Below are 26457 nucleotides of genomic sequence, written 5' to 3'. Positions count from 1 at the left end.
GAACCACGGTGGGCCAGTCATCCCACCGGGTCGGACCACCCGCTGCCGACCGCCACTCCGGTAGTCGCGGTGGCGATTGTCCTTTCCACCGTTCGCGTCCACTTCTGACCCGCCGACTCGGTCGACCCCCAGCAGACTGGGCGCATGGGCGTTCGCGGCAAGCACCGAGACGTGGCCACGACCGGCGCCGGGGTCGCCGTCGTCGTGGGCCTGCTGGCCGCGCTCACCCCGGCGCAAGAGGTCCGCCGCTTCTCGCTGGGAATCGCGCTGGCGGTCATGATGGCCGTCGGGATCACGAACCTGCCGAACCGCGGCTGAGCAGTCCTGCGGATGGGGCCACCGCCCCCGCGCCGCGACGCTGGGTATGCGGAAAGCACAGCCGTTCACCACCCCGCCCCGACGCCGTCCACCCGGCCGACCGCCACCGGGTTCCTGGTCGGCGCCGCACCGCAGGTGGCCCTGCTGATCGCCCACGCGGGGGGCGCGCTCGCGGACGCGTACTTCGCCGCCCACACCGCCGTCTCGCTGGCGACCGCGCTCACCGGCTTCGGCTGAGGCCGGTTCCTGCCCGAGCCCAGCCGGTCGGCCGCCCGCGGCGCCGGAATCGCGGGGCTGGTGGGCCTCGCGTTCAGCCTCACGCTCGTGGTCCTGGTCGTCTTCGTGCTCCTCGCGCTGTCGACCCAGGTCCCTGGCTGAACCGAGCTCTTGTCTTCACCGACCGTGAACCGGGGCGACGGGGTGCGGGGCGGGCGCGGGGGCGTGCTTGTGCTGTCGCCGACAGCCGAGGGAATCCGGTGGGAAACCGGAGCGGTCGCGCCACTGTGACCGGTCGTCGAAGACGACCGGGAGCCAGACCCTCGCTGTCGCTGTGCACCCGGGCCGCGCCAGCCCCGAGGAGACGCTGATGGACGACGACCGCGGTTCCCGCTGCCCAGCGCCTCCCCGGTGAGGTTGCGCGTCGGCGCCACCGTCCTCGTCCTGGTGGCGCTGCTCGGCCTGAGCGTCGTGGTGTTCACCGCCTTCGGCGCGCAGCAGCTCCCCCTCGGCTCGGTGGCCCGGGTGCTCCGGGCCCGCACCTGCGGCTGCGCCACCACCGACCTGGTCTCGGACACGATCGTCCGGCAGTTCCGCGCCCCCGGGTGCTGCTGGCCGTCCTGGTGGCCGCCGGGCTGGCGTTGGCGTGCAGACCCTGGTGCTCAACCTGCTCGCCGACCCGTACCTGCTCGGCGTGTCCTCCGGCGCCGGGGTGGGCGCCTCGGCGGTGCTCACCATGGGGCTGTTCGCCTCCGCGGGCGGCTACGCCCTGACCGCGGGCGCGCTCGCCGGGGCGCTGACGGCGGCGCTGGTCGTGTTCGGCTTGGCCACCGCTCAGGGCGGGCTGACCCCGCTGCGGCTGGTGCTGACCGGCACCGTGCTCGGCTCGGCGTTCTCCGCGCTGGCCGGCTTCCTCGTCTTCCGCAGCCCCAACCCGGCCGCGGCTCTGGCTGCTGGGCAGCCTCGCGGGCGCGGGGTGGCAGCAGTTGGTCCTCCCAGCCGCCATCGTGGCGGTGGTCGGGGTGCTGATGCTCCTGGGCAGCCGGTGGCTCGACGCGCTGCTGATCGGGCCGGAGACCGCCTCGGCGGTCGCGTCCCCGTGCGGCAGGTGCGAATCACCCTGTTCGTGGCGCTGGGCGTCCTGGTCGGCGTGCTGGTCGCGGTCTCCGGCGGCATCGGGTTCGTCGGGTTGGTCGTCCCGCACGCCGCCCGGCTGCTCGTCGGGCCGCGGCACCGCGCGCTGCTGCCGGTCGCGGCCGTGCTCGGGGCGGTGTTCCTGGTGTGGGTCGACGTGGTCATCCGCATCGCTGTGTGTCCCACGGAGATCCCGCTGAGCGTGGTCTTCGGGCTCATCGGCGCCCCGGCCTTCCTCGCGCTGCTGGGCAGGCACCGCTACCGGTTCGGCTCGTGAGCGGCATCGAGGCGGTGGCGCTGACCTGCGCCATCGGCCGTCGGACCATGCTCACCGAGGTGGCCCTCGACCTCGCGGCCGGGTAGGTCGTCGGCGTCGTCGGACCCAACGGCAGCGGCAAGTCGACGCTGCTGCGCGCGCTGGCCGGGATCGCCAAGCCGCGGGCCGGGCGGGTGCTGGTGGCGGGGAGGACCTGCACCGGCTGCCCGCCCGCGCGGGCGGTCCCGCAGTTCCGGGTAGGGGGCAGACCCTGCTGGTCAACGGTGACAGGCCTGGTGATTGAGGTCATCCCGCCATGTCCACCGGGTTCGAGGTGGCGCGCGGCTCGGGTGCAGCTCGACGGCTTGGTGCCATCGGCAGCGATCTGGTGGAGTGTGCTCGCCTCGCTCCGGCTGCGGCGGTGCTCGATGCGCTCGAGCACCGCCGACTGGCGCGCAGTGCTCATCACCGCCCAACGCACCTCCCTCGGTCAGACGAACCCACACGTGGCCTGCAGAATCGACCTCCCGCGAAAACTCAAGACCTATGCCGGGCGGGAAACGCCAGCGGGATAGCCCACACGCGCCTCGTGCACCAGTTCACCTTTAACCCTGCTGTGGTTCATGGTTCTGGAGCACGTGAATGGCTTTGGCCAGTCCACCGACGCGGCTTGGGCTGACGCGGACTTCGCGCAGGACGCGCTCTTGAGTTGGGCGCCGGGGCCGCGCAGGCGGGCGTGGGCACGGTCGGTGTCCTCCTGAGACCCCGCCCCTGCGCGTCCACCGCCGACATCGCATACATCAGCGTGCCCGCCCGCCGTTCCCCGGTCGCACCGCCCACCGCCCGGTGGGCGGCCGCGACCACATCCGCGACCACGGCGGGCGAATACAGGGTCAACGTCGCGGACGACGAATCGGCGATCAACAGCAACTGATCGCCCCGGCGCACCGCCAACCGTCGCCGCGACGACGACGGCAACCGCACCCGACGAAGCCCGACCACGTTGTGTTCACCGCCGGGATCGGTGGTGAACACAACGTGGTCGTCGACCTCGCGGACGGTGAGCCGGGTGTCACCCTCCCACCCCAGGGCGCCCAGCATCGTCCCGCAACTCACACCACTGTTGAAGTCCAACGCCGCCATCGCGTAGGCCAGCGGACTCGTCCGCGGCTGCGCCACCGCCACCAACGGGGTACGCCGACCCACCCCACCGGACACCGCCACAGCGGGCACCGGCCGGGACAACGGGGCAGGACTCGGAGGCAAACCCGACGGCGGGATCACATCAGGGCTCACCACGACCACCCCCGAACGGGGTGGATCAGACCGAAACGGGTGTCAAAGTGCCACTCGGTACAGCACGCAAAACTGTGCGGATTCCCCACTGAGAAGTGTCCGAGGCCGGTCGTATGCACTGTCTACACGGTTGTCGTTGCCGTTTCCGCCGAGGCGCAGCTTTTAATTCACAAACCATACCAGCGACTGGGAGGTAAAATTCCCACAAACTGTATCAGTAGCGCCAATTTTCGCGGATGCGTGTATCGTTAATGTCCGAATGGAAGCTAGTAGTATGCTGTAGTACGAGATACTACTAACATAGAGGAAGATGCGTTGCGCGCGATTAAGGCCGAAATTGATGGACTAGGGCGACTTGTTGGTGCGAGGATGAACCTCGACGCTAAGTTGATCGCGATCGTGGGACCAAATGAAGCCGGGAAAACCACGTTCTTGAAAGGTTTGAAATATTTAAGCCAACGAGCTGTTATTCCCATTTCTGAGCAGGCAAGAAGTGTCGACATTGACTCTCAACACAAGGTTGTATCGGTCACTTTTTCTCTGGATGTTGCAGATTTAGCTCTGGTTTCCGGGGTTGAAGTTGAAGAGCAGCCAAGGTCAATGGTGATCAATCTTTCTGTTGACGGCAAGCTTAGTGCCATCTTTAAGCCCCGACCTGTTAGGCCTCTACGTGTACTCCGTCAGGTATTGCCGATTTTCGAGAATGCCGCAGCGAAACAAAAACACATTGCGAGAATCAGAAAGAACTCTCCCTCGAAACACTCGGAAGATTTCGCACAAGATTTTGAAACCGACATAATATCCATGGCGGTCCTTATACGAGATGCCATTGATGGCAACTTGCCCGATGTTGCCCATCTAGTGAATACAGCTAAAAAAGTAAGCAGTGCTCCAAATGTCGGCGAAAAGACCTCTTCGTATTTCAAAGAGGCACTTAGGGGTATCATCCAATGGTGTGAGCAACCAGACCCAGAGCCGATCTATCGAAAAACGATTACTCCCACTCGTCCTGCCTTTCTTCTATTCGAAGAAGACGACCGCAACCTTCGTTCAAGTTACGATTTTAACGATGATTTTCTTCGAGACATTCCTGTTAGCTTGAGTAACTTACTTAAAATGGCCGACCTTGATCCGGAAAAGCTATGGACCGCCATGCGCACGGCAGACATAGCTAGGCGGGAAACCCTGCTCAGTAAAGGTAATGCAAGACTTGAAAAGGAGTTCTCGAAGAACTGGGCGCAGTCTGCTGTAAGAGTTTCCTTAGCTGTAGAAGGTTATACCCTTCGGGTTTTGATCAAAGAAGGGGCTGAGTTGATCTCAACATTTGATGAGCGAAGCGCAGGTTTTAGAACCTTTGCGTGCTTGCTTGCCTTTTTAAAGTCAAGAAGCGCTACCCGTCAAGCTATCCTTTTGGTTGATGAAGCCGAAAATCATCTACATATCGATGCGCAGGCGGACTTAGTAAATATGTTCGCAACACAAAGCCTGGTTTCTCAGGTCATTTATACGACGCACTCCCCAGGATGTTTGCCGCCCGACTTGGGAAACGGGATCAGAACCATCATTCCAGACGGTTCTAATACAGAGCGCAGCATTGTCAGAAATGATTTCTGGCGAGGAGGTGCTGGATACTCCCCCCTCATGTTGGCGATGGGTGCTGCGGCTGCCGCTTTTACTCCATCGCGGGCCGCAGTGCTGGCAGAGGGAGCATCCGACATGATCTTGTTGCCATCTCTCATTCGCGCTGCTCTTGAGGTTTCCACCCTTGGATATCAGATTGCCCCCGGGCTCTCGGAGGTCTCAAAAAAGCTATATAGCCAACTCGACTTCGAAGCATCGAAGGTGGCATACATAGTTGATGGGGATACCGGAGGTGAGGTTCTATTCTCGAACCTAATCTCTAGCGGAATCCCTGCAAGCAAGATTGTCAAAATTCGCGTACCTGGTGCAGAAAATCTTCTGGATGAAGAAAATTATCGCAATGCTGTCTGCACACTCGTCAAAGAAAATCCCGCAGGGGGTAATGATTTTGAGTTCCCCGAGCTGCCGGGAATCTTTGACGACTCATGGTCTAAGACGGTTGAAGCCGCACTGGCAAAGTATGGAAAGGTGAGACTTTCGAAAGTAGCGATCGCGAATTGGCTTGTGAACAATGGCTGCGCCCTTCCGAGCCCCGAGGGCAGCGCAGCACTAAAAGAAGTCCATTCCCTCCTTATTGATGCCTTGGATTTGACAGAATAGACCATTCGTATTTCAAAAAACCGGATAGAATTTGCTTCAGCGTTATTATTTAGGCCCGAGAATTACCGTCACGAAAATCCGACCCCTTCACAAAAGGTCAAATCATAGAACTGGCGCGCATGTCAATTCTTGTCATCTGTGTCGAAGCTATAGATGCCACGCGAATGGTGTGTATCATCTGCGCATAGCGAGCCAGTGGCACGCAATTGTTCGTAGACTTATGGCGTTCGCCCAATTATGGCCGCACGGAATGAGGATAGTGGCGTCCGGAATCCGGGGGCCTTCAGTGAAGGGTCCTGGTGGGAGGTGGTCTCGGATGATGAGGTGGCGGTGTTGTTCGATGGCGGTGCCTCGGAACACGGCGATGTGGGTGTCGCCTTTGGCGAGGCGGAAAGTATGGCCATGATAATAGATGCGGACGTGGGGGGTAGTGGCGAGTTTGTTGCTGGGGGTGAGGCGATGCGCTGTGGTCATGACGTATCCTGCCAGACTGGGGTTAGGGGTCGAGGATAGTGGTTTCTATTAGTTCGCGGACGAGGCGGAAGGCGAGGAGCCAAGGGAGGCGCGAGCTGTCGTAGTGAAGGATTTCGGGGTCTGGGGATTGGGGGGGGGGGCCGGTGGGTGTGGGGGTGTAGAGGCCGCCTTGGACGCCTGCGAGGGGTGCGTGGGTGGCGCGGATGATGGCGTGGCTGTGACGGAGGGCGGGGCAGGCGCGGATGGATAGGTTGAGGCAGGGAACGCAGATGGGCGGTTCCGTGATACCCATGCCGTTGGGCCAGTTCGGCCAGTCGGTGCGGTGGTCGGGGAGAACCCAAAGGGTTCCATCGGAATCGTGGTCGGCAGGGTTGGCGCAGACCTGGCAGAGGAGTTTGCGCATGGCGCGGCGTTGACGGGCGGAATGGACTTGGCCGAAGTTGGGGGTGCCTTGGCCGTGGGCCAGTGGGGTGCGTGCCCAGAGGATGCCTCGGGAGTCGCGGTCGCCGATTGTTTCGTCGGGGTAGGCGATGCCTCGGTTGTTGGGGAGTTGAATGAGGCAGGGGGCTGTGGTGGTGGTTTCTGCTGACCATGAGGTGACGTAGGGGACGCGGAGTTTTGTTGGCTTCATGGGTTTTCTGCTTTGAGTTCGTCTAGGGTGAACGCCTCAAAGAGTTCTTGGGCTTTGGGGGTGTCGCGGTGGTCGAGGAGCCAGCGGAGGCACGTGGTGGTGTCGTTGAGAGCGACGGCGAATTGAGCCACGTGCTTCAAGGTGGCGGTGTTGTTGGCGAAGTTGTTGAGGATTTCTGAGGGGTAGATCAGAACGTCGATCAGGTTGCCGGGGAGTGAGTAGATTTGAGTGGGCGGTTCGGGTTCGTGGTTTGAGGTCACGGCCTGGTCCGGGTGAGTTGTTGGGCGAGGAGTTCGTGGCAGGTGTTGAGAATGCGGGGTTCGAGGGCTTCGAGCCGCTCGACTTCTGCGGGGTTTAGGCTTCCGACTTCGAGTGCGTATCGGATTTGGTCTGCTGTGGTGAGGACGGCTTGGAGTTGTGCGATGAGAGCTGTCGGCACGATGGTTGGCGGTTGCGGTGTGTATTGCCGCATGGGTGAGGTGGTGATCTTTTTGGGTTTCATCGGTGGTTGCCCCGGTCGTAATTGAAGATTTCGGAAGGAGTGATGCCGCAGTAGAGGAGGAGGGCATGGAGGTGTTGGCGGGTGGGGGACTGGATTGTTTGTGTGATGGGCGGGTGGCCGTGGGCGCGGGTGATGTACTCGGCGGTGGTGAGCAGGATGGCGAAGGGGGTGGTGTTGCAGGCGGTGGCGATGGTCAGGAGTCGGGGGAGAGTGGGTTGGGTTGTTGCTTTTTCGTAGCTGCGCAGTGTTGGTTCTGGGACGCCGGTGGCGTCGGCGAGGTCGCGGATGGTGGTTTCGGTGGTGGTGCGGAGGGTGGTGAGGGTCAGGGCCAGGGCGGTGCGGTAGTCGCGGACTGACTGCCGGTCTTGGGGCATGTGCGGCCTGTTCTGGCTGGGTGGTTCGGGTGTTTCACCTCCCGACAGTGGTGGGCTGGATGAAGGGCTTCTATCGACACGGGCGCATGATTCTTATGCGCGGAAGTCATACAGGGCTCGACCTGGGGTTATGGTGGAGGTTGAGGGGCTGAAACGCTGTACGGGACGGGGCGGGTATGCGCGCCCGGCTAGGGGGAGGGATGAGCGGCCGGTACTGCATGAAGTGCGGCGGCAGGCTCGCGCGGGACAGCCAGACGAGCATGTGCGCACCGTGCCGTCAGGTGAGCGGCGTGGGAACCGATCACGCGCCGAAGCTGGGCATGGCGTTCTGGGTGACTGATCAGATGCGGGACGCCTTCGCCACGCGGGACATGGGTGCGGTTGTCCGGGCGTACCGGTACCACCCCGCTCACGGGCACAAGCCGTTGCCGCAGGAGACGGTGGCTCGGTGGCTGGGCACGGTCACGCAGTCGCAGTTGAGCAGGATCGAGTCCGGGCGCAACCGGGTCGAAGCGTTGGACAAGTTGATCCACTACGCGCGGGCGCTGCGGATGCCCGCGGAACTGCTGTGGTTCTCGCTGCCGGATAACCACACTGCGATCCCGATGCCGCGTGCTGAGGACGTGTTGGCGTTGCCGGGTGGGCCGGTGGTGCCCGCTGCCAGTGCCCCGACCGGTTCGGCCATGGCGGATACGCTGCTGCGAACGTTGGACCACTACGCGAGCACGGACAACCTTGCGGGGCCACACTCGCTGTTGGACGTGGTGCCGCCGCAGCTCCGGTTCATCGAGTCGCTGTTGGAGAAGTCCAGGGGGAAGGATCGGCGGGCGCTGCTGCGGGTGGGCGCTCGGTACGCGGAGTTCGCGGGGTGGGTGTACCAGGACACCGGGGACGTCGTGAACGCGATGCAGTCATCGGCGACAGCGTTCGACTTCGCCGACGAGGCTGATGACGGCGAGTCGAAGTCCTACATCCTGATGCGGCGCAGCAACATCGCGACCGATGCGGGTCGCAGTGAGTTGGCGCTGAGGCTGGCGAACTCCGCGCTGAGGGAAGCCGAGTCTCTGTCTCCCCGGTTGCGTGCCTTGGCGCTGCGCCAGCAGGCGCACGCCTACGCCCAGCAGGGCAACGACGTGGCGTGTGCTCACGCACTGGAACAGGCGTTCGCGCTCGCAGCTCGGACACCGGACTCCGAGATGGACTTGGGGCACTACTGCACCCCGGAGTACCTGGAGATGGAGGCGGCGCACTGCTGGGTGGAGCTGGGCAGGCCGCACGACGCCATCGGGTCGCTGTGGAAGGGGTTGAGCGAGTGGCAGCCGGAGTTCCGGCGGGACTTGGGGCTGTGTCTCGCGCGGTTGTCGTTGGCGCACGCGATGGATGGACAGCCTGAGTACGCGGCGCAGGTGGCGCGCAATTCCACTGTCATAGCGATGGAAACGCGGTCGGCTCGGATTCAGGCGCAACTCGGGCGCGTGTCGGGGGTGTTGGCGGCTCAGGGGGCGGTGGAGGAATCCCGGCAGGTTGATCGGCTGGTAGCATCTTTGCGGTTCAATTAGGGCGACGAACGAGGGTGTCTATGTTTGCCGGTGCCACGGCGGAAGAGGAAGCGGAACGCGGCGCGTCGGTCGCGGTTCTTCCCGTCGGGAGTTTCGAGCAACACGGCGGGCATTTGCCGTTGGCGACGGATGCCATCATCGCTGAGATCATTTCTCGGAGAGTGGCCTTTGACTACAGCTTGTTCTGTCTTCCGCCCATCACCATGTCGTGCTCGCATGAGCATGAGGGGTTCGCGGGAACGGTGAGCATCAGCGCCGGGACACTGATTGCAATGATCGGTGATATCCGAGCATCGTTGGCCCGGTCCGGGGTGCACAAGCTGGTGATGGTGAACGGACACGGCGGCAATTACGTGCTGTCCAACATCGCACAGGAAGCCAATGTGAACGGCCCTGTGCTGGGCTTGTTCCCCGGGAGCGATGACGTCGACACCGCCCGACGGGCCGCAGGGATGGCGACGTCGGCGCACGAGGACATGCACGGTGGCGAGTGGGAGACCTCGATTCTGCTGCACGCGCATCCCGAGGTTGTGCGGCCCAGCTACCGGGATGCTGATTTCGACGCACCGCACCGGCCACACCTGCACGCGGTAGGGATGAGCGGGTACACCAAATCCGGGATCATCGGTCGTCCGTCGTTGGCCACTGCGGACAAGGGGCGATTGGCATTGGATTCGCTGTCGAGTTCTTTTGGCGCGTTGCTTCGGGTGCTCGGAATGGATGCGGGACGCGCATAGCGGGTATGCGTGCGGCAGTGATGGGCGAAACCTGCCGCGCATAGGATTCATGCGCACATTTCATCAAATGGGTGTTGGTCGAACCGTTTACTTGGTTTCACGGGCCGGTGAATACGCCGGATCGAAACCAGAAGACGGGAATCGATCGTGGAACGCTGGGAAGACCTTCAGAGCAGGCTTTTTCACCTGGGGCACCTAGGTGAGGAGTTGGAGTATTTCGCCACCGATCGGCGGCGTGGGGCGTGGCTATACCGGCAGATCGCGGTGGAGGCGTTCAAGGCCGCCGAGGTGGCCGATGCCTACGCGCAGGAGTCTTTTACCGCTGAGAGCTTCCTGGGCGGTGACCAGTGAAGCGCCAGTGGGTGTGGTCGCAGGGCGGTCGCACCCCCGTTCGCTCGCGGGTGGTGATCGTGCGGACGGGGGTGCCGTGGTGGCGGCTGGTACTGGGGCGGGTGGCGGCGCTGGTTCGGCGGTTTTGGGCGCGGTGGGTCACCTACTGGCCAGGACTGGCGTATCCGGGGATCGCGTGGCGGGCGGTGGCCGCATGGCGCGGGTGGGTCGTCTTGGGGCGGATCGTGGCTCGCGGGTGTTCTCGCATCGGGCGCGTGGTCGGACCGGTGTGGCGGCTGGTCGGGCCGTGGTGCCGGGATGCGGTCGGGTGGGCTGTGCACGTGGCCCCTGGGCTGGTGCGGCGCGGTGTGCGGTGGCTGCTGCGGTGGTCGGTCCGGCGTGGGTTGCCGGGGTTGGTGCGGGTGCTCGGGCTCGCTGTGGTCGGTGGTGGGTGGTTGGCCGCGTGTCTGGGCCGGTACATGCTGGCCCATCGGGACTTCGGGCCGTTGGTGCGCGAGCTGGAGACCGAGGGGGTGCGGGCGCACCGGGTGAAGGGCGCGCGGGACGCATGGCGGCGGACCGCGTATCGGCGGCTAACGGTCGTGGTCCTGCTGGGCCTGGCGCTGCTGGTGGGTGTGTTCGGGCTGGTGCGCCGGTATGGGCCGGTGGCCGGGTGGGTGTCGGGTGCTGCGGTTGTGGGGGTGTTGGCCGCTGTGGGGCGAACACGTCGCCCCCGGACCGTGCGGGCTGATGAACCGGTGGCAGGAAAGCCGGGGCCGGATGAGCCGTACCCGATCGCCGACGCACACACCCGCGCCCAGGCGGCGGACTGCGTGGCGCGGGCGGTCGCGGCCGAGGGGATCGAGCTGCGGGCGGTGGAGAGCGCCCGCAGGCAGCCGTGGGGGTGGGAGACGGCCGTTGTCCTGCGGCGGGGGACGCCTGCCGGGTTGGTGGGCAAGGTCGCGGAGCTGGAGACGACGTTGGACCTGCCCGCGGGTGGGGTGCTGGCGGCGCCGGATCGGGCGCGGCGGGCGCGGGTGGTGCTGCGGTTGGCCGAACGTGACCCGTTCGCCGGGTTGGCACCGGCGCCCGACCACGGGCCGGGGACGTTGACCATCCGTGAGTCGCATCCCGTCGGGGTGCGGATGAGCGGGGAGGATCTTCGGCTCTCGCTCTACGGGGTTCACGGGGTGGTGATCGGCGGGCCTGGTGCAGGCAAGTCGCAGACGATGCGGACGCTCGCGGACGTGGTGTCGGCGTGCTCGGATGCGCAGGTGTGGGACCTCGATCCCGCAGGCAACGGGCTGGAGGTGCTGGGCGGGGGTGTGGCTCGGTCCGAACGGGACATGCCCGGGATCGAAGCCGCGTTCACGGAGGCGCTGGCGATGGCGCAGGCAAGGCCGAAACTGCTGTCCCGGTTGGGCATGGGCGACGCATGGGACGCCTCGCCGGACCGGCCCGCGGTGGTGGTGTTCTGCGACGAGTACCCGCGGCTGTCCGACCGGGCGAAGAGCATGGCGGTCGACCTGATCCGGGTGGGGCGCAAGGCGCGGGTGACGTTGGTGCTGGCGGCGAGTGAGGCCACATCGGACACACTCGGGGCCGCTGTCGCGGAGATCGCGGCGTTGAAGATCATGCACGCCTGCCGTCACTCGGATGTGCGGTTGGTGCTCGGGGCGAACATGGGCGCCGAGGGGTGGCGCCCGGACCGGCTCAACCCGGCCACCGGGGAGGCTCCCGAGGATGCCGGGGTCTGCTACGTCCACGCGGCCGGGGCGCGCGATCCGGTGCTGAACAAGATCCGGCCGGTACCCGCTGAGCGGGCACGGCTCAACGGCACCCACCGGGCCGCGCGGGGGTTGCCCCGGATCGACGTGGAGACCCGGACGGCCGCTCTCGTGGGCGGGACTGAGCCCGCCGTGGTCGATCCGGTCGACCGGGTGGCGGTCGGGGACGTACTGGCCGCGTTCGGCGCTGATGAGCGCCTGTGGACCGAGACCCTGTTGACGCGGCTGGCCGAGGCTGACGACAGGTACACCGGGTGGTCGGCGGACGAGCTGGCCGGCGTGCTGGCGCCGTTGGCGGTGCGGCCGGTGCAAGTCAAGATCGACCGGCGCAACCGCAACGGGTACCGGCGCGACGCGCTCACAGCGGCGTGGGACACCTACCGTGGTGCGTCATGACCGGGTCTGCTGGCCTCTACCGGGTAGGCACCGGTAGCGGTTCTGGCAGACCTGCGGAAATGCGGCCTGACCTGGGCGGTAGGCAGGTAGACGGGGCGTGGCGGCTGCGGGTGCTGCGGGCGCGGGTGAGCGCCGATGGCTGATCAGGACGCAACACGGGTGCGGGTGCGTCTACCGAGTGAACTTCCCCGGTTGAACCCAACCGCCGCCCGCATTCTGCTTGCCATTCTCACCGAACTGACGACTATGGAGACCCTGGAAAGGGGGACGCATGACCATCGGGATGACGAATCCGTGGGCGACGTTGGATGATCTCTGGGGCATCGAGGTCGAAGCGGAGTTGGCCGCGAACCTGTCGTGGAACGTGGCGTTCTACGGTCGGTGCTCGACCGAGGACAACCAGGACCCGGAGACCTCGCACGGGTGGCAGTTGGGCAACGCGCGTAAGTTCGTGGAGCCGGTCGGCGGGACGGTGGTGGCGGAGTTCTTCGACGTCGGGCAGTCCCGGTCGGTGCCGTGGGAGCGGCGCACCCACGGGGCGCGGCTGCTCGCGGCGTTGAAGGACCCGAGGCGTGGGTGGGACGCGCTGGTGGTCGGTGAGGGGACGCGGTGCTGGTTCGGCAACCAGTTCTCGCTGATCGCTCCGAGGTTCGCCGCCTACGGGGTTGACCTGTGGATTCCCGAGCTGGGCGGGAAGTTCGATCCCCGTAACCCCTCGCACAAGATGCTGATGAGCGTGCTCGGGGGCATGAGCGAGTCCGAACGCCAGCACGTCCAAGCACGGGTCCGGGCGGCGATGGACGCCCAAGTCCTCAACGAGGGCCGCCACCAGGGCGGACGGGCGCCGTACGGGTACATCACCGTGGACGGCGGCACCCACCCCAACCCGCGCAAGGCCGCCGAGGGCCACCGGCTGCGGGTCCTGGCGATCGAGGACGCATCGGCGGACGTGGTGCGCAGGATCTTCGCCGACTACCTCGACGGCAACGGCGACCGCGCAATCGCCAACATGCTCAACAGCGAAGGCGTCGAATGCCCGTCCGCGAGGCGACCGGACCAGAACAGGCACCGACTTGCGGACGGGTGGCAAGCGAGCACGGTTCGCGCCATTCTGGAAAATCCCCGATACACGGGGTATGCCGTATTCGGGCGGTGGTCGAAACACGAGACATTGATTGACCCGGACGACGTGGGCGCCGGACACAAGACACTGTTTCGGAAAGCGCCCGCAGACAAGATTGTGCGGTCCCGGGTTCCGGCGCACCCGGAAATCGTGTCCGTTGAGCTGTTCACCCAAGCCCAACTGCTGCGCCGGTCGAAGTCCAGTGGTGGTCTGGCGACCGCCCGGAAGGCTGAGCGGGGCGGGCGCAGTTCAGCGCGGACGTACCTTCTACGCGGGATCGTGCGGTGCGGGGTGTGCCACCGGAAGATGCAGGGAGCGACCATCCGCAGCGGCGCCTACTACCGGTGCACCGCGCGCACGATGGCGCCCGGATCAGCGGCACTCAACGATCACCCCAAGACGGTGAACCTGCGCGAGGACGCGGTGACTCAGGCGGTGAACGGGTGGATCGGGCAGTTGTTCCACCCGGACAACCTTGATGACACCGTTGCCGCCCTGATGGGCGCCCAAGCCGGCGCTCATGAGGCACCGAGGACCAGCAGCAACGCCAAGGCGCGCAAGGCGGAAGCGGAACGGCGGCTGCGGAAGCTGCAAGAGGCGATCGCGGCCGGTGTCGACCCCGCCGCGCTGGTCGAGCCGATCAACCAGGCCCAAGCCGACCGGGTGGCCGCACAGGTCGAGATAGACAACCAGCCCGCCACGGGCTACCTGGACCGGGCCGAGGTCTACGCCATGATCGACTCACTCGGCGACGTCGGCGCCACCCTGGCTGACGCCAAGCCCGCCGGGCTGGCCAGGCTGTACCGGAACCTCGACCTGAACATGGTCTACCAACCAGAAGAGCAGGCCATCGATGTGACGGCCTGCCCCGGTGTAGATAGTGCGTGTGTCCGAGGGGGGACTTGAACCCCCACGCCCGTTAAGGGCACTAGCACCTCAAGCTAGCGCGTCTGCCATTCCGCCACCCGGACTTGCGAGGTCAAGGCCTCGCCGGTGTGGTTACAGAGTATCCGACACGCCGGTAGGGGCTCAAACCGGGGCGGGTGGGGTGATAGGAAGGCGAGGTGCATGAGCAGAGGGACGCAGCCGTGGGTCAGGGCACCAGTGTCGCCGAGGAGGAGGCGGTGGTGTTCACCAGTGAGTTGATTCGGATTGACACGACCAACACCGGTGATCCGGCGACCGTGGTGGGGGAGCGGGTGGCGGCGGAGTACGTCGCCGAGAAGTTGGGGGAGGTGGGGTTTGAGACCACCTATGTGGAGTCGGGGGCGAAGGGGCGGGGGAACGTCGTCGCGCGGTTGGCGGGGCGGGATGCTTCTCGGGGGGCGTTGTTGGTGCACGGGCACTTGGACGCGGTGCCTGCTGATGCTTCTGAGTGGTCTGTGCACCCGTTCTCGGGGGCGGTGCAGGACGGGTACGTGTGGGGGCGCGGGGCCGTCGACATGAAGGACATGGTGGCCATGACCTTGGCGACCGCTCGGCGGATGAAGCGGGACGGCATCGTTCCGGAGCGGGACATCATCTTCGCCTTCCTCGCCGACGAGGAGGCCGGGGGGGACTACGGGGCCGGGTGGTTGGTGCAGAACCGGCCCGAGCTGTTCGAAGGCGCCACCGAGGCGATCAGTGAGGTCGGGGGGTTCTCGATCACCGTCAAGGACGGGGTGCGGGCCTACCTGATCGAGACCGCCGAGAAGGGCATCGCCTGGATGAGGTTGCGGGTGCGGGGGCGGGCCGGGCACGGGTCGATGGTGCACGAGGACAACGCCGTCACCAAGTTGACCCAGGCCGTGGCCCGGTTGGGCACGCACAAGTTCCCGCTGGTGCTGACCGACTCGGTGCGCGACTTCCTCGCGGCCATGACCGACCTGACCGGGATGGAGTTCGACGAGGAGGACCTCGACGGCGCTGTGGCCAAGCTCGGGGCCGTGGCCCGGGTGGTGGGGGCGACGATCCGGGACACCGCGAACCCCACCATGCTCAGCGCCGGGTACAAGGCCAACGTGATCCCCTCGGTGGCCGAGGCCGTCGTGGACTGCCGGGTGCTCCCTGGGCGGCAGGCGGCCTTCGAGCGGGAGCTGGACGAGATCCTCGGGCCCGACGTGGAGCGCGAGTGGATCACCTCCTCGCGCGCGGTCGAGACCACGTTCGACGGGGCACTCGTGGACCACATGACCGCCTCCATCACCGCCGAGGACCCGGGCGCCAAGGCGATCCCCTACATGCTCTCCGGCGGCACCGACGCCAAGTCCTTCAGCACGCTGGGCATGCGGTGCTTCGGGTTCGCCCCGCTGCGGCTGCCCGCCGACCTGGACTTCACCGCGCTGTTCCACGGCGTCGACGAGCGGGTGCCGGTCGACGCGCTGAAGTTCGGGACCCGGGTGCTCGACCGGTTCCTCCGCAACTGCTGACGTGCGGACCACCGGTCGCTTCGTGCTGGGGGACGGGGCCGAGTTGGCCCTCACCCGGGCGGGAGATCCCGAGGCCGGTGTCACCGTCGTGCTGGCGCACAGCTTCGCGCTGGACCGGCGGGTGTGGCACCGGCTCGTGGACGCCCTGCCGGAGGCCGCGGAGCGGCCGGTGTCCGTGCTGGCCTACGACCACCGCGGGCACGGGGAGTCCTCGGCGGCGACCCTGACGACCGCGCTGGTGGAGCGGCTCGCCGACGACCTGGTCGAGCTGGTGGACGGCCTGGTGCCCCGCGGCCGGTTGGTGCTGGTCGGGCACGGGGTGGGCGGGCAGGTGCTGACCTCGGCGACCGCTCGGCACCGGGACCTGCTGGCCGACCGGCTCGCCGGGATGGCCTTCCTCTCCACCGGGGTCGGCTGGCTGGCGGAGACCTCCGTCGCCTGGCCGGGGTCGCTGGGGGCGGTGCTGCGGGACCTGCGGGCGATCCTGGGGGAGCGGATCGGCAGCCGGTTGGACAAGGCCACGACCGTCGGGCTGCGCTGGGTGCTGCTGGGGGAGAACCCCGACCCGGACGACGTCCGGCTGGTCGCGGACATGGTCACCGCGCACTGGCCGGACACCGCCGCGCTGTTCCGGCCGGGGTTGGACCGGTTCGGGCGGGAGGCCGCGCTGGAGGTCGCCGCCGACGTGCCGGTGCTGGCGATGGTGGGGGACCGGGACCGGTTGGTGCCCGCCGCGCACGCCGAGGCGCTGGCCGGGGCCGCGCGGGACGGGGTGGCGGTGGTGCTGCCCGGTGTGGGGCACATGCTGCCGCTGGAGGCCGTCGCGCAGTTGCTGCCGCGGTTGGTGGGACTTGCCCAGGCCGCCTTGCGGCGGTGAGGTGGGTCGATTTCCCGGTGGGTGGTGAACCGGGTTCGGCGGTGCGGCGTACACCCCGACGAGGTTTCCTTGTCACGGAGGTACGCACATGCCCGATTTCGTCAACGGTCTGCCGCTGCACGCCCTGGTGGTGCACGGGGTCGTCGTGCTCGTCCCGCTGGCCGTGCTCGGCGCCGTCGTCATCGCCCTGTGGCCCGCGGCCCGGCGGCGCTACGGGTGGCTGGTCGTGGCGGTCGCGGCGGTGGGCACGGCGATGGTCCCGGTCGCCGCGGGCAGCGGGGAGGGGCTGGAGCGCAAGCTGCCGGAGAACCCGCTGATCGAAGAGCACGCCGAACTCGGCGGCACGCTGATCTTCTTCGTGCTGCCGCTGTTCCTGTCGATCCTCGCGCTGATGGTCGTCCACACCGTCGCCGCCAAGGCGACCGCACCGTCCACTCCGGCTCCCGGCGCCCCGGGGGACGCGGTCACCGCGACGAGGACCGCTCCGGCGTGGACGAAGGTCGCGCTGGTGGTGACCGCGCTGCTCAGCATCGGCTTCGGCGTGGCCGCGGGCGTGCAGGTCTACCGCGTCGGCGACGCGGGCTCCAAGGCGGTGTGGGAAGGCGTCGAGGACCAGCCCTCGCGCTGAGGCGTCAGGTGATGATGCCGGGCAGCGGCACGTTGCGGCGCTTGCGCCGCAGCACCACCTTGCGGGTGCCGTCGCTGTAGAGGCGGACGTTCGACAGCTCCCACCCGGCGAACTCCGCGTGGATGGACAGCTGGGTGGCCGCGGTCAGCCGGGACACCCCCGGCGGCAACCGCAGCGGCATGTACTCCCAGTCCTCATCGGTCACGGCTGCACCACCTGCACCCCTCCTCCGGTGCCGGACGCCACGACGACCCGACCGCTCACCGGGTCGACCGCCACCGAGTCCGGCTGGACCACAGTCGGGAAGCGGTGGCGCTCCACGGGCTCCTCGCCCGCCACCGCGAAACCGACCACCTCGTTCGTCTCCGTCAGCGTCACCCACACCAGGTCCCGCTCGCGGTCGTAGGCGATGCCGTACGGCGAACCGGGGACCGGGAAGCGCTGCCGCATCAGCAGCGGGTCCACCGAGAACGCCAGCAGCGCGCCGCCGCGGGTGTCGGTGACCAGGACGCGGTCGAACCGGTCGACGACCCCGTTCGTGGCCCCCTGGCCCGCACGCAGGCCCTCGCCGACGGTGCCCTGGGCGACGTCGAGCTGGAACACGGCGTTGCGCAGGCGGTCGAGCACCACGGCCCGGTCGCCGACGCCGTAGACCTGGTCGGCGCTGAGCAGGCCGCCGCTGATCACGCGCTGGACCCCGTCGCCGCGCAGGACCGCGACGCCCTTGCCGCCACGGACGGCCACCAGGGTGTCCGACCGGTAGCCGGTGGCGGCGACCGGGTCGCCGTCCACGGTCGCCGGGGTTGCGGTCGCCGAGGACAGGTCGACCCGGACCACCGCGTTCTTGTCGCCCGTGGAGGCCAGCACCGGGCCGCCGGGGGCAGCCACGGCCAGCGCGGTCGCGGGGCCGGGCAGCGCCACCGAGCGGGGGGCGGCGTCGAGCCCGTCCAGGTCGTAGAGCTGGACCGACGGGGGAGTGGACACCGCGACGGCCAGCGTGCGGGTGCGCTCGTCGGTGGCCACGGCGGTCACCGGGGCCGCGAGCGGCAGCACGGTGCCCGCGGGGGTCTTGATCTGCGCGGGGGAGCGGGCGGCGGTCGCGGCCACCGGGTTCGACGAGAGCATCAGCTCGTCGGTGGGTTGGGCGTCGGACGAACACCCCGCGAGCAGGCTCGCCCCCGTGCTGACGACCAGGGCGACGACGACCAGGGGGCGCAACTTCGGACCTCCGCGCAGAAGTTCGGGAACGTTCCCCCCAGCATCCCGCACACCGGGCGAGCGGGCCACGACACCCCGCACCGCGTATCTCACAGCCCGGCATTGACCCGATCGGGGGACTTTGAGACCAACTTGTAACAATGCGGTGCGATCGGCCGACTGAGCAGGCACGACCGCAGGAGGCAGCCATGGCGATCGATCCGGCGAACCTGCCCATCTTCGGGGACCCGAGCCCCACCGACCCGCCCGCCCCGGTGCGCGCGGCCTGCGGGCTGCTCGTCACCGGGGCCGGTGTCAGCGCCGCCCAGATGACGTACCTCTCCGTCGTGGGCGGCCACGACCTCGCGATCTTCTTCGTGCCGCTCGCGCTGACTGTGTGGTTCGCGCTGAGCCTGCGCGCCGGGCGGGCGTGGGCGCGCTTCGCCGCGGTGATGGCCGCCTGCGTCACCCTCGTCCCCGGGTTCGCGCTGTTCTCCGGACCCGGGGAGCTGGGCGTGCTCCTGGTCGCGGTGGCGTTGCTCGTCGCCGCGACCAGGCTGGTGTACCGCGCCGACGTGCGCGGGTACTTCGAGCCGGAGGACTGCCCGGAGCAGGAGCACGTCTAAACCCGGCGGCGTTCCGGGTACCCGATGTCCAGCTTGCTGACGTCATCGAGGGCGGCCCGGATCGCGGTCGGCAGGACCAGGTCCTCGGAGCTGAGCGAACCCCGCAGTTGCGCGGCGTCGCGGGCGCCGACGACGGGGGCGACCACGCCGGGGCGGTCGCGGACCCAGGCCAGGGCGACCGCCAGCGGCGACTTGGCCAGCCCGTCCGCGGCCGTCATCAGCGCCTGCACGATCCGGGCGGCGCGCTCGGTGCGGTGGTGGTCGACGTACGGGGCGAAGGCGGTGCGGGCGCCGCGCGAGTCCGGCGGGGTGCTGGTGCGGTACTTGCCGGTCAGCACGCCCCGACCGAGCGGGGCCCAGGGCAGGATGCCGATGCCGTGGTGCTCGGCGGCCGGGACGACCTCGCGCTCGACCCCGCGCTCCAGCAGCGAGTACTCGACCTGGGTGGACACCAGCGGCGCCGCCCCGGCGACGCAGGACTGCCTGGTCGCCGCGGTCGCGGTCTGCCAGCCGGAGTAGTTGGAGATGCCCGCGTAGCGCACCTTGCCGCTGCGGACCGCGGCGTCGACCGCGCACAGGGTCTCCTCCAGCGGCACGGCGTCGTCCCAGGCGTGCAGGTGCCAGAGGTCCACGTGGTCGGTGTCGAGCCGGACGAGGGAGCCCTCCAGCGCGGCGAGCAGGGCACCGCGGGACGCGCCACCGCCGAACGGACCGCCGTGCCTGCGGGCAACGGCCTTGGTGGCGAGGACGACGTTGTCGCGCGGGACCACGTCGTCGAGCAACTCGCCGAGCAGGCGCTCGCTCTCGCCGTCGGAGTAGACGTCGGCGGTGTCGACGAGCGTGCCGCCCGCCTCCACGAAGGCGGTCAACTGCGCCGCGGCGTTGTCCGCGTCGGTGTCTCCGCCCCAGGTCATCGTGCCCAGGGCGAGCCGGGACACGCGCAGCCCGCTGCGCCCGAGGTGTCGTTGCTCCACGGCACGGAAGCCTAGGGCTGGAGCAGGCCCGCGCCACTCTGCGTGCCTCCATCGCCTGTTAGCGCAGGTGGGACGCCGTTCGCTTCCCTGTTTTGTTTATCGAATATTGACTATCAAGATCATGGATGGTTTCCAAGTGAAGGAAACACAATAGAGAAACCCGAGCATCGAAGAGCAAGGTGCGGGCGGCGATGGGGGAGGGGACGGCTCGGGCGGCGGGTGAGGGCTTCGCCCCTGGCGGCGGGCCGGCAGCGACAGGTTGCTTCGGGTGGGGGCGCTCGACGCCATTGGCGTCGAGTCCGGGCCGGCGGCTCGGCCGTCGAGGCGTTTCGGGTGACCACGAGGTGTGCGATCCGCAGGACGACATGCTGATTTGAGCTAATTATAAGCTATTCACTATCAAGATAACTAGATAGCTCACACAGGCGTAGGGGTTGACGACAGGACAGAAAGAAAACAGACCAGCAGAGGACGCGGTGGTGGAAGTCGGCTACCGGTGGGTAATGTCTGCGGGGTGCGACTGGGACTGAACATGGGCTACTGGGGCGCCGGGAACGACGCCGCGAACCTCGAGCTGGCCAAGGAGGCGGACCGGCTGGGGTACTCCGTGGCCTGGGTCGCCGAGGCCTACGGGTCGGATGCGCCGTCGGTGCTGTCGTGGGTGGCGGCGCAGACGACGCAGATCGATGTTGGCAGTGCGATCCTGCAGATCCCGGCGCGGCGGCCGACGATGGCGGCGATGACGGCGGCGACGCTGGACACGCTCTCGGGTGGGCGGTTCCGGCTGGGGCTGGGGGTGTCCGGGCCGCAGGTGTCCGAGGGTTGGTACGGGGTGAAGTTCGACAAGCCGCTGGGGCGGACCCGCGAGTACGTGGAGATCGTGCGGTCGGCGTTGCGGCGGGAGCGGGTGGACTTCCAGGGCAAGCACTTCGTGCAGCCGCTGCCGGACGGTCCGGGCAAGCCGTTGAAGTTGACCGTGCACCCGGTGCGGGAGCAGATCCCGATCTACCTGGCGTCGATCGGGCCGAAGAACCTGGAGTTGACCGGGGAGATCGCCGACGGGTGGTTGGCGATCTTCTACTCGCCGGAGCACGGGCGGGAGTCGCTGGAGCTGATCGCCAAGGGGCGGGCGAAGGTGGGCAAGACGTTGGAGGGGTTCGACGTGGTGCCGACGGTTCCGCTGGTGGTGGGGGAGGACTGGCGGGAGGCCGCGGACCTGGTGCGGCCGTACGCGGCGCTGTACGTGGGTGGCATGGGCAGTCGGGAGCAGAACTTCTACAACAACCTGGCGTGTCGGATGGGGTTCGAGGCGGAGGCCGCCGAGGTGCAGGACCTGTACTTGGCGCGGGACTACGCGGGGGCGGCGGCGAAGGTGCCGTTGGGGTTCTTGGACGCGACGGCGCTGTTGGGGCCGAAGGAGCGGGTGGCGGAGAAGATGCAGGCCCTGGCGGAGTCGGGGGTCACCACATTGACGGTTTCGCCGATCCTGCAAGATCTGGAGCGAAGCAAGGCGGCCCTGAGGGTCGCCGTGGAAGCTCTGGATCTCGCGGGAGTCGGTAGTTGACCTGGTTTCAAGCTCTTGTGCTCGGTGTTGTTCAGGGTCTGACCGAGTTCTTGCCGGTGTCGTCGTCGGCGCACATCCGGATCGTGTCGGAGTTGTGGTTCGGTGCTGATGCGGGTGCGTCGTTCACGGCGGTGATCCAGCTCGGTACGGAGTTGGCGGTGGTGATCTACTTCGCCAAGGACATCGGGCGGTTGATCGCGGCGTGGTTCCGGGGTTTGTTCAGCGCTGGGGCGCGGCGGACCCCGGAGTACCGGATGGCGTGGTATGTGATCATCGGGTCGGTGCCGATCAGTGTGCTGGGTGTGTTGTTCCAGGACCAGATCAAGTCGGGTTTGCGGAACCTGTGGATCACGGCGATCGTGTTGATGGTGTTCGCGGTGTTCTTGGCGGTGGCGGATGAGACGGCGCGGCAGGCTCGGGACGCGTTGACGTTGCGGGACACGGTGTCGATGGGGTTCGCGCAGGCGTTGGCGTTGATCCCGGGGGTGTCGCGGTCGGGTGGGACGTTGACGGCGGGGTTGTTGGTGGGGTTGAAGCGGGAGGCGTCGACCCGGTATTCGTTCCTGTTGGCGATTCCGGCGGTGTTCGGGGCGGGGTTGTTCTCGATCCCGGACATCGTGGCCGCGGATGGTTCGGGGCCGTTCGAGGCGTCGGTGGCGCAGACGGTGGTGGCGACGGTGGTGTCGTTCGTGGTGGGGTACGCGTGTGTGGCGTGGTTGTTGAAGTACGTGGCGAAGCACAGTTTCATGGTGTTCGTGTGGTATCGGATCGTGTTGGGTGCGGTGTTGTGCGGGTTGTTGGCGACGGGGGTCGTGAGTCCGACGTGAGGGGTGGGCTTTAGGCTCGGGGGGTGGCCACTGTTGTTCTGCTCCGTCATGCCCGGTCGACTGCGAACAATTCCGGTGTGCTCGCCGGTCGCAGTGGGGGTGTTCACCTGGATGAGTCGGGTCGGCGGCAGGCGGCTGCTGTGGTGGAGCGGTTGGCTGAGGTGCCGTTGCGGGGGATCGTGGTGTCGCCGTTGTTGCGGTGTGGGCAGACGGTGGAGCCGTTGGCGGCGGCTCGGGGGTTGACGCCGGTGGTGGAGGGTGATCTGGCTGAGGTGGATTACGGGTCGTGGACGGGGAGGGCGATCAAGGACTTGTTGGGGGAGCCGTTGTGGAAGGTGGTGCAGCAGCACCCGTCGGCGGCGGTTTTTCCGGGGGGTGAGGGGTTGGCGGGGGTGCAGGCGCGGGCGGTGGCCGCGGTGCGGGCGCATGATGCGCGGGTCACGGCTGAGTTCGGTGATCGGGCGGTGTGGTTGTTGTGCAGTCATGGGGATGTGATCAAGGCGTTGTTGGCGGATGCGTTGGGGCAGCACTTGGATTCGTTTCAGCGGATCGTGGTTGATCCGGCGTCGGTGTCGGTGGTGCGGTACACGGAGACGCGGCCGTTCGTGTTGCGGATGAATGATTCGGGTCGGGAGTTGGGTGGGGTGGTGCCGCCGGAGCCTGCGGTGGGGGATGCGCCTGCGGGTGAGGCTGTGGTGGGTGGGTCGACGGGGCGGTAGTTCGTGAGGGGCGGGTGCTTGGGCCCGACTTCACCGGGAGGGGGTGAGTTCGGGTTCGGTGTGGGGGTCAGGGGGCGAGGAGTTGGATCTGGGTGAGGGTGGGGGTGCCGTGGAAGGTGAGGCGGTGGTGGGTGTGGTGGGCGGGGGTGGTGATGGTGAAGGGGCGGGTCTGGTGGGGCCAGGGGAAGGTTTGGTCGGTGCGGTGGTCGAGGGTGGTCCAGGTGGTGCCGTCGGTGGAGGCTTCGAGGGTCCAGGCGGTGGGTGCGGTGGTGGGGTGGGGTGAGGTGAGGGTGTAGATGCGCAGTTCGCCGGGGGTGGTGTGGGTCAGGGGTGTGGTGATGCGGGTGGGGGTGGTGGCGGTGTTGTCGTGCAGGGGGCCGTCGGTGGGGTGGGTGAGGTCGCGCAGTGGGGGTGGTTGGTGGGTGGGGGTGGGTGGGGTGAACCAGGTGGTGGGGGTGGGGGACATGGTGAAGTCGAGGGTGGCGCCTGCGGCGAGGAGGTGGTGGGGGATGTGGGGGGTGTGGTGGGGGGTGCCGTTGATGTGCAGGGAGGCGACGTAGATGTTGTCGGGGGAGTTGTCGGGTGCGTTGATGGTGAGGGTGTTGCCGCTGTCGAGGTGGACGGTGGCTTTGCGGAAGAGGGGGGAGCCGATGGCGTAGGTGGTGGCGGCGGGGGTCAGTGGGTAGAAGCCGAGGGCGCTGAAGAGGTACCAGGCGGACATTTCGCCGTTGTCTTCGTCGCCGAGGTGGCCTTGGCCGATGGTGGCGCCTTGGTAGAGGCGGGTGCAGATGTCGCGGACGATTTCCTGGGTGCGCCAGGGGCGGGGGGTGTGGGTGTAGAGGTAGGCGATGTGGTGGGCGGGTTGGTTGCTGTGGCCGTACTGGCCGAGGCGGACGTCGCGGGCTTCGCGCATCTCGTGGATGGGGCGGCGGTAGGAGCCGGGGCGGGTGGCGTCTTCGGGGGTGGTGAAGTAGCGGTCGAGGGTGTCGGCGAGGGCGTGGGGGCCGCCGTGCAGGTCGGTGAGGCCGTCGGGGTCGTGGGGGGCGGCGAAGGCGGCGGTCCAGCCGTTGGTTTCGGTGTAGTCGTGGCCCCAGGTGCGGGGGTCGTAGTGGTCGGCGCGCAGGCGGGGGGTGCCTTCGGGGGTGAGGCCTTGGTAGAAGCCGGTGGTGGGGTCGAAGTGGTGGCGGTGGTGGCGGGCGCGGTCGGTGAGGTAGGCGGCGGTGTCGTGGTCGCCGAGGCGGGTGGCCATGGCGGCGGTGGCGGCGTCGTTGACGCACCCTTCCATGGCCCAGGACAGGCCTTCGGGGATGGTGGTGGGGGTGAAGTGGGCGAAGGTGGCGTGGGTGTGGCCTTTGCGGCCGACGGCGTCGTGTGGGGGTCGGGTGGTCGCGTTGCGCAGGGCGGCGCGGTAGGCGGTGTGGGGGTCGAAGCCGTGGACGCCTTTGGCGTGGGCGTCGGCGAAGGCGGTGTCGGAGTTGGTGCCGGTCATGAGGTTGGCGTGTCCGGGGGAGGACCAGCGGGCGATCCAGCCGCTGTCGCGGTGGTGTTGCAGGAAGCCGTCGATGAGGTGTCCGCAGAGGGTGGGGGTGAACAGGGCGTAGGCGGGCCAGCAGGTGCGGTAGGTGTCCCAGAACCCGTTGTTGACCATGATGTGGCCGTTGGTGACCTGGCCGGTGAAGGGGCTGCGGTATCGGGTGCCTTCGCTGCCGTTGTTGGGGTAGAGGTGCAGTCGGTAGAGGCAGGAGTGCAGGGTGGTGAGTTGCTCGGGGGTGGCGCCGTCGACGTGGATGCGGTTGAGGTGGGGGTGCCAGGCGGTGTGGGCGCGGGCGCGGATGTCGTCGAAGGTGGCTTCGCCTATTTCGGTGCGCAGGTTGTCTTCGGCTTGTTCGGGGCTGATGAGGGAGGTGGCGATGCGGAGGGTGATGGTGGTGGGGGTGTCGGGGGTGGTGTGGTGGCGCAGGAGGGCGGTGCGGGCGCGGGACAGGCCGCGCAGGCGGTTGTGGGCGTCGCGGAGGGGGTGGTCGGTGGTGGCGTGGAGCCACATTCGGGTGGCGCCCGCGGACAGGCCGCTGCGGATGTCGGTGTGGGCGGTGATGGTGCCGGTGTCCGGGTTGATGTGGACGCGGCCTGCGGTGCCGGTGAGGCCGGTGTTGTCGAGGACGACGTTGGCCGGTGCTCCGGCGGGGTAGGTGAAGCGCAGGACGGCGCCGTGGTCGGTGGGGGTGACTTCGGCGCGGACGCCGTCGGCGAGGGTGACCGCGTAGTGGTGCGGGTGGGCGGTTTCGTCGGTGTGGTCGAAGCGGCGGGAGCGGGCGCGGCGGCCGACGCGGGTGCCGGTGGTGGGCATGAGGTGGAAGGTGTTGCGGTCGCCCATCCAGGGGCTGGGCAGGTGGGAGAGGCCGATGGCCTGCAGGCCGGTGTTGCGGTGCCAGGCGTATTCCCAGTTGGTGCGGGCGGCGTGGGTGATGGGGGTCCAGAAGTTGAAGCCGTGTGGCACGGCGGTGGCGGGCAGGGTGTTGCCGCGGGAGTAGCGGCGGGTGGAGTGGGTGCCGCGGGTGGTCAGGGCGCGTTCGACCGGGTCGGTGGGTGCGGGGGTGGTGGGGGCGATGGTGAGGGTGTCGATCCAGCCGTGGGCGCGGGTGCGGGTGCCGCGGTCGAGGGTGTGGGGGGCGGTGATCGCGCTGCGCTCGGCGGCGACCGCGGTGGGGGTGTAGGGGTCGTGGGTCAGGGCGATGGTGGTGATGGTGCGGCCGGTGTGCGCGCCCAGGGGGATGCGTCGCAGGTTCCACTGCTCGGGGATCAGGGCGCGGGGGTCGCCCTCGGTGAGGTGGGTGCCGTCGTCGAGGGTGAGGGTGATGGCGGTGTGGGTGCCCGGTTGCGCCGGGTGCTTGGTGCGGGCGGGGTGGATGGCGTAGGTGAGTTCGGTGTCGGGGTCCACGGGGATGTCGACGTGGAAGAGGCGGACGGTGCTCGCGCCGCGGGCGTCGTAGCGCAGGGCGTGGCGGCCGGTGAGGCCGTGGTGGCGGCGGGAGGTGGGGGTGCGCCAGGGGCCTCGGGTGACGCGTACGCGCAGCGGGCCGCGGCGGATCGGGGTGGGGCGGGGTTCGGCGGGTGCGAAGGACGTGCGGAAGCCCATGGTGGTGACAGTAGGTGCTGGGCGGGGTGTTGTCCGGTGCGCGCCCCGGGGCGGTGGGGGCGTGGGCTCTGCCACGGGGGTGGGGGACGGTGGGCGGGTGGGTGGGGGGGGTGTCCTAGGGTCGGCG

22 protein-coding genes, 1 tRNA gene, 3 pseudogenes and 1 riboswitch are annotated in these 26457 nt (G+C 67.9%); of the genes and pseudogenes, 18 read left to right on the top strand and 8 right to left on the bottom strand.

Annotation, left to right across the window (positions count from 1 at the left end; all coding sequences use genetic code 11):
- The first annotated feature begins 144 nt into the window (after window positions 1–144).
- The 5 genes and pseudogenes from DFQ13_RS33845 to DFQ13_RS35965 all read left to right on the top strand — a co-directional run.
- The gene (locus tag DFQ13_RS33845; RefSeq protein ID WP_161784521.1) at window positions 145–318 is read left to right on the top strand and encodes a hypothetical protein; all 174 of its coding nucleotides are present in this window, start codon (window positions 145–147) and stop codon (window positions 316–318) included.
- Between the two features lie 12 nt (window positions 319–330).
- Window positions 331–555 (top strand): hypothetical protein, encoded by a 225-nt coding sequence (locus tag DFQ13_RS33110; protein WP_146241233.1) that lies wholly within the window; start codon window positions 331–333, stop codon window positions 553–555.
- Between the two features lie 206 nt (window positions 556–761).
- Window positions 762–879, top strand: a riboswitch (cobalamin riboswitch).
- Window positions 880–1180: 301 nt separating this feature from the next.
- A pseudogene (locus DFQ13_RS35605) lies at window positions 1181–1408 on the top strand (iron chelate uptake ABC transporter family permease subunit); the annotation flags it as partial.
- A gap of 171 nt (window positions 1409–1579) precedes the next feature.
- Window positions 1580–1945 (top strand): iron chelate uptake ABC transporter family permease subunit, encoded by a 366-nt coding sequence (locus DFQ13_RS35600; RefSeq protein ID WP_267897656.1) that lies wholly within the window; start codon window positions 1580–1582, stop codon window positions 1943–1945.
- 95 nt (window positions 1946–2040) lie between these two features.
- Window positions 2041–2499: pseudogene (locus DFQ13_RS35965) on the top strand (ATP-binding cassette domain-containing protein); the annotation flags it as partial.
- Between the two features lie 30 nt (window positions 2500–2529).
- Here DFQ13_RS35965 and DFQ13_RS35035 read toward each other — a convergent pair.
- Window positions 2530–2705: pseudogene (locus DFQ13_RS35035) on the bottom strand (IS5/IS1182 family transposase); the annotation flags it as partial.
- Window positions 2706–3589: 884 nt separating this feature from the next.
- Here DFQ13_RS35035 and DFQ13_RS14070 point away from each other — a divergent pair.
- On the top strand, window positions 3590–5461 hold the full coding sequence (locus DFQ13_RS14070) for an AAA family ATPase (RefSeq protein WP_110080174.1): 1872 nt from the start codon (window positions 3590–3592) through the stop codon (window positions 5459–5461).
- 1101 nt (window positions 5462–6562) lie between these two features.
- Here the strand turns inward: DFQ13_RS14070 and DFQ13_RS14065 are convergent.
- Window positions 6563–6826, bottom strand: a complete 264-nt coding sequence (locus DFQ13_RS14065; RefSeq protein ID WP_110080120.1) for a hypothetical protein — start codon at window positions 6824–6826, stop codon at window positions 6563–6565.
- Between the two features lie 238 nt (window positions 6827–7064).
- Window positions 7065–7442: a helix-turn-helix domain-containing protein gene (locus tag DFQ13_RS14060; RefSeq protein ID WP_110080119.1), complete on the bottom strand. Its 378-nt coding sequence runs from the start codon at window positions 7440–7442 to the stop codon at window positions 7065–7067.
- Window positions 7443–7723: 281 nt separating this feature from the next.
- Here DFQ13_RS14060 and DFQ13_RS14055 point away from each other — a divergent pair, with 281 nt between their 5' ends.
- From DFQ13_RS14055 to DFQ13_RS14035, 5 genes are all read left to right on the top strand, one after another.
- Window positions 7724–9001, top strand: coding sequence for a helix-turn-helix domain-containing protein (locus DFQ13_RS14055; RefSeq protein ID WP_146241231.1), 1278 nt, complete (start codon window positions 7724–7726; stop codon window positions 8999–9001).
- Window positions 9002–9021: 20 nt separating this feature from the next.
- The gene (locus DFQ13_RS14050; RefSeq protein WP_181399974.1) at window positions 9022–9738 is read left to right on the top strand and encodes a creatininase family protein; all 717 of its coding nucleotides are present in this window, start codon (window positions 9022–9024) and stop codon (window positions 9736–9738) included.
- A gap of 147 nt (window positions 9739–9885) precedes the next feature.
- Window positions 9886–10089 carry a hypothetical protein gene (locus tag DFQ13_RS14045; protein ID WP_110080116.1) on the top strand — a complete coding sequence of 68 codons (204 nt, stop codon included), beginning with the start codon at window positions 9886–9888 and terminating at the stop codon, window positions 10087–10089.
- Between the two features lie 434 nt (window positions 10090–10523).
- Entirely contained in the window at window positions 10524–12251 is a 1728-nt protein-coding gene (locus DFQ13_RS14040; RefSeq protein ID WP_146241230.1) for a DUF3631 domain-containing protein, read from the top strand.
- A 271-nt stretch (window positions 12252–12522) separates the two neighbouring features.
- A complete protein-coding gene (locus tag DFQ13_RS14035; protein WP_110080114.1) occupies window positions 12523–14280 on the top strand; it encodes a recombinase family protein in 1758 nt (585 codons plus the stop codon).
- Here the strand turns inward: DFQ13_RS14035 and DFQ13_RS14030 are convergent.
- Window positions 14262–14345 (bottom strand) — tRNA-Leu (locus DFQ13_RS14030). The two genes, DFQ13_RS14035 and DFQ13_RS14030, sit on opposite strands and share 19 nt — an antisense overlap.
- A 93-nt stretch (window positions 14346–14438) precedes the next feature.
- On the opposite strand from DFQ13_RS14030, the gene DFQ13_RS14025 reads away from it, so the two are divergent.
- The 3 genes from DFQ13_RS14025 (at window position 14439) to DFQ13_RS14015 (ending at window position 17287) form a co-directional block, all read left to right on the top strand.
- Window positions 14439–15782, top strand: a complete 1344-nt coding sequence (locus DFQ13_RS14025; protein ID WP_233427857.1) for a M20/M25/M40 family metallo-hydrolase — start codon at window positions 14439–14441, stop codon at window positions 15780–15782.
- A gap of 1 nt (window position 15783) precedes the next feature.
- On the top strand, window positions 15784–16659 hold the full coding sequence (locus DFQ13_RS14020; protein WP_110080113.1) for an alpha/beta fold hydrolase: 876 nt from the start codon (window positions 15784–15786) through the stop codon (window positions 16657–16659).
- A gap of 88 nt (window positions 16660–16747) precedes the next feature.
- A complete protein-coding gene (locus DFQ13_RS14015; RefSeq protein WP_035287858.1) occupies window positions 16748–17287 on the top strand; it encodes a DUF2231 domain-containing protein in 540 nt (179 codons plus the stop codon).
- Window positions 17288–17291: 4 nt separating this feature from the next.
- Here the strand turns inward: DFQ13_RS14015 and DFQ13_RS14010 are convergent, their stop codons facing one another.
- Window positions 17292–17468 carry a DUF5703 family protein gene (locus tag DFQ13_RS14010; RefSeq protein WP_219994448.1) on the bottom strand — a complete coding sequence of 59 codons (177 nt, stop codon included), beginning with the start codon at window positions 17466–17468 and terminating at the stop codon, window positions 17292–17294.
- Window positions 17469–17488: 20 nt separating this feature from the next.
- Window positions 17489–18505, bottom strand: coding sequence for a YncE family protein (locus DFQ13_RS14005; RefSeq protein WP_181399973.1), 1017 nt, complete (start codon window positions 18503–18505; stop codon window positions 17489–17491).
- A gap of 188 nt (window positions 18506–18693) precedes the next feature.
- On the opposite strand from DFQ13_RS14005, the gene DFQ13_RS14000 reads away from it, so the two are divergent.
- A complete protein-coding gene (locus DFQ13_RS14000) occupies window positions 18694–19110 on the top strand; it encodes a hypothetical protein (protein WP_110080112.1) in 417 nt (138 codons plus the stop codon).
- On the opposite strand, the gene DFQ13_RS13995 is transcribed toward DFQ13_RS14000, so the two are convergent.
- Window positions 19107–20084 (bottom strand): aldo/keto reductase, encoded by a 978-nt coding sequence (locus DFQ13_RS13995; RefSeq protein WP_181399972.1) that lies wholly within the window; start codon window positions 20082–20084, stop codon window positions 19107–19109. The two genes, DFQ13_RS14000 and DFQ13_RS13995, sit on opposite strands and share 4 nt — an antisense overlap.
- A gap of 514 nt (window positions 20085–20598) precedes the next feature.
- On the opposite strand from DFQ13_RS13995, the gene DFQ13_RS13990 reads away from it, so the two are divergent.
- Genes DFQ13_RS13990 through DFQ13_RS13980 form a run of 3 tightly spaced genes read left to right on the top strand, consistent with a single transcriptional unit; the run spans window position 20599 to window position 23194 of the window.
- On the top strand, window positions 20599–21648 hold the full coding sequence (locus DFQ13_RS13990; protein ID WP_110080111.1) for an LLM class F420-dependent oxidoreductase: 1050 nt from the start codon (window positions 20599–20601) through the stop codon (window positions 21646–21648).
- A complete protein-coding gene (locus DFQ13_RS13985; RefSeq protein WP_110080110.1) occupies window positions 21645–22475 on the top strand; it encodes an undecaprenyl-diphosphate phosphatase in 831 nt (276 codons plus the stop codon). Before DFQ13_RS13990 ends, DFQ13_RS13985 begins: the two co-directional genes overlap by 4 nt.
- 23 nt (window positions 22476–22498) lie before the next feature.
- Window positions 22499–23194, top strand: coding sequence for a histidine phosphatase family protein (locus DFQ13_RS13980; protein WP_035287876.1), 696 nt, complete (start codon window positions 22499–22501; stop codon window positions 23192–23194).
- Between the two features lie 67 nt (window positions 23195–23261).
- Here DFQ13_RS13980 and DFQ13_RS13975 read toward each other — a convergent pair whose 3' ends face one another.
- On the bottom strand, window positions 23262–26330 hold the full coding sequence (locus DFQ13_RS13975; protein WP_110080109.1) for a GH92 family glycosyl hydrolase: 3069 nt from the start codon (window positions 26328–26330) through the stop codon (window positions 23262–23264).
- Window positions 26331–26457 lie beyond the last annotated feature (127 nt).

Origin of the sequence: Actinokineospora spheciospongiae (genome assembly GCF_003182415.1) — a bacterium.
GTDB classification, from domain to species: Bacteria; Actinomycetota; Actinomycetes; order Mycobacteriales; family Pseudonocardiaceae; genus Actinokineospora; species Actinokineospora spheciospongiae.
This window is presented reverse-complemented; position numbering and strand designations above follow the sequence as displayed.

Bases quoted from the DNA above. Each gene is read 5' to 3' on its own strand.
- DFQ13_RS33845 (WP_161784521.1), top strand. From the start codon at position 145: ATGGGCGTTCGCGGCAAGCACCGAGACGTGGCCACGACCGGCGCCGGG.
- DFQ13_RS33110 (WP_146241233.1), top strand. From the start codon at position 331: ATGGGGCCACCGCCCCCGCGCCGCGACGCTGGGTATGCGGAAAGCACA.
- DFQ13_RS14070 (WP_110080174.1), top strand. From the start codon at position 3,590: ATGAACCTCGACGCTAAGTTGATCGCGATCGTGGGACCAAATGAAGCC.
- DFQ13_RS14060 (WP_110080119.1), bottom strand. From the start codon at position 7,442: ATGCCCCAAGACCGGCAGTCAGTCCGCGACTACCGCACCGCCCTGGCC.
- DFQ13_RS14050 (WP_181399974.1), top strand. From the start codon at position 9,022: ATGTTTGCCGGTGCCACGGCGGAAGAGGAAGCGGAACGCGGCGCGTCG.
- DFQ13_RS14035 (WP_110080114.1), top strand. From the start codon at position 12,523: ATGACCATCGGGATGACGAATCCGTGGGCGACGTTGGATGATCTCTGG.
- DFQ13_RS14015 (WP_035287858.1), top strand. From the start codon at position 16,748: ATGCCCGATTTCGTCAACGGTCTGCCGCTGCACGCCCTGGTGGTGCAC.
- DFQ13_RS14010 (WP_219994448.1), bottom strand. From the start codon at position 17,468: ATGCCGCTGCGGTTGCCGCCGGGGGTGTCCCGGCTGACCGCGGCCACC.
- DFQ13_RS14000 (WP_110080112.1), top strand. From the start codon at position 18,694: ATGGCGATCGATCCGGCGAACCTGCCCATCTTCGGGGACCCGAGCCCC.
- DFQ13_RS13975 (WP_110080109.1), bottom strand. From the start codon at position 26,330: ATGGGCTTCCGCACGTCCTTCGCACCCGCCGAACCCCGCCCCACCCCG.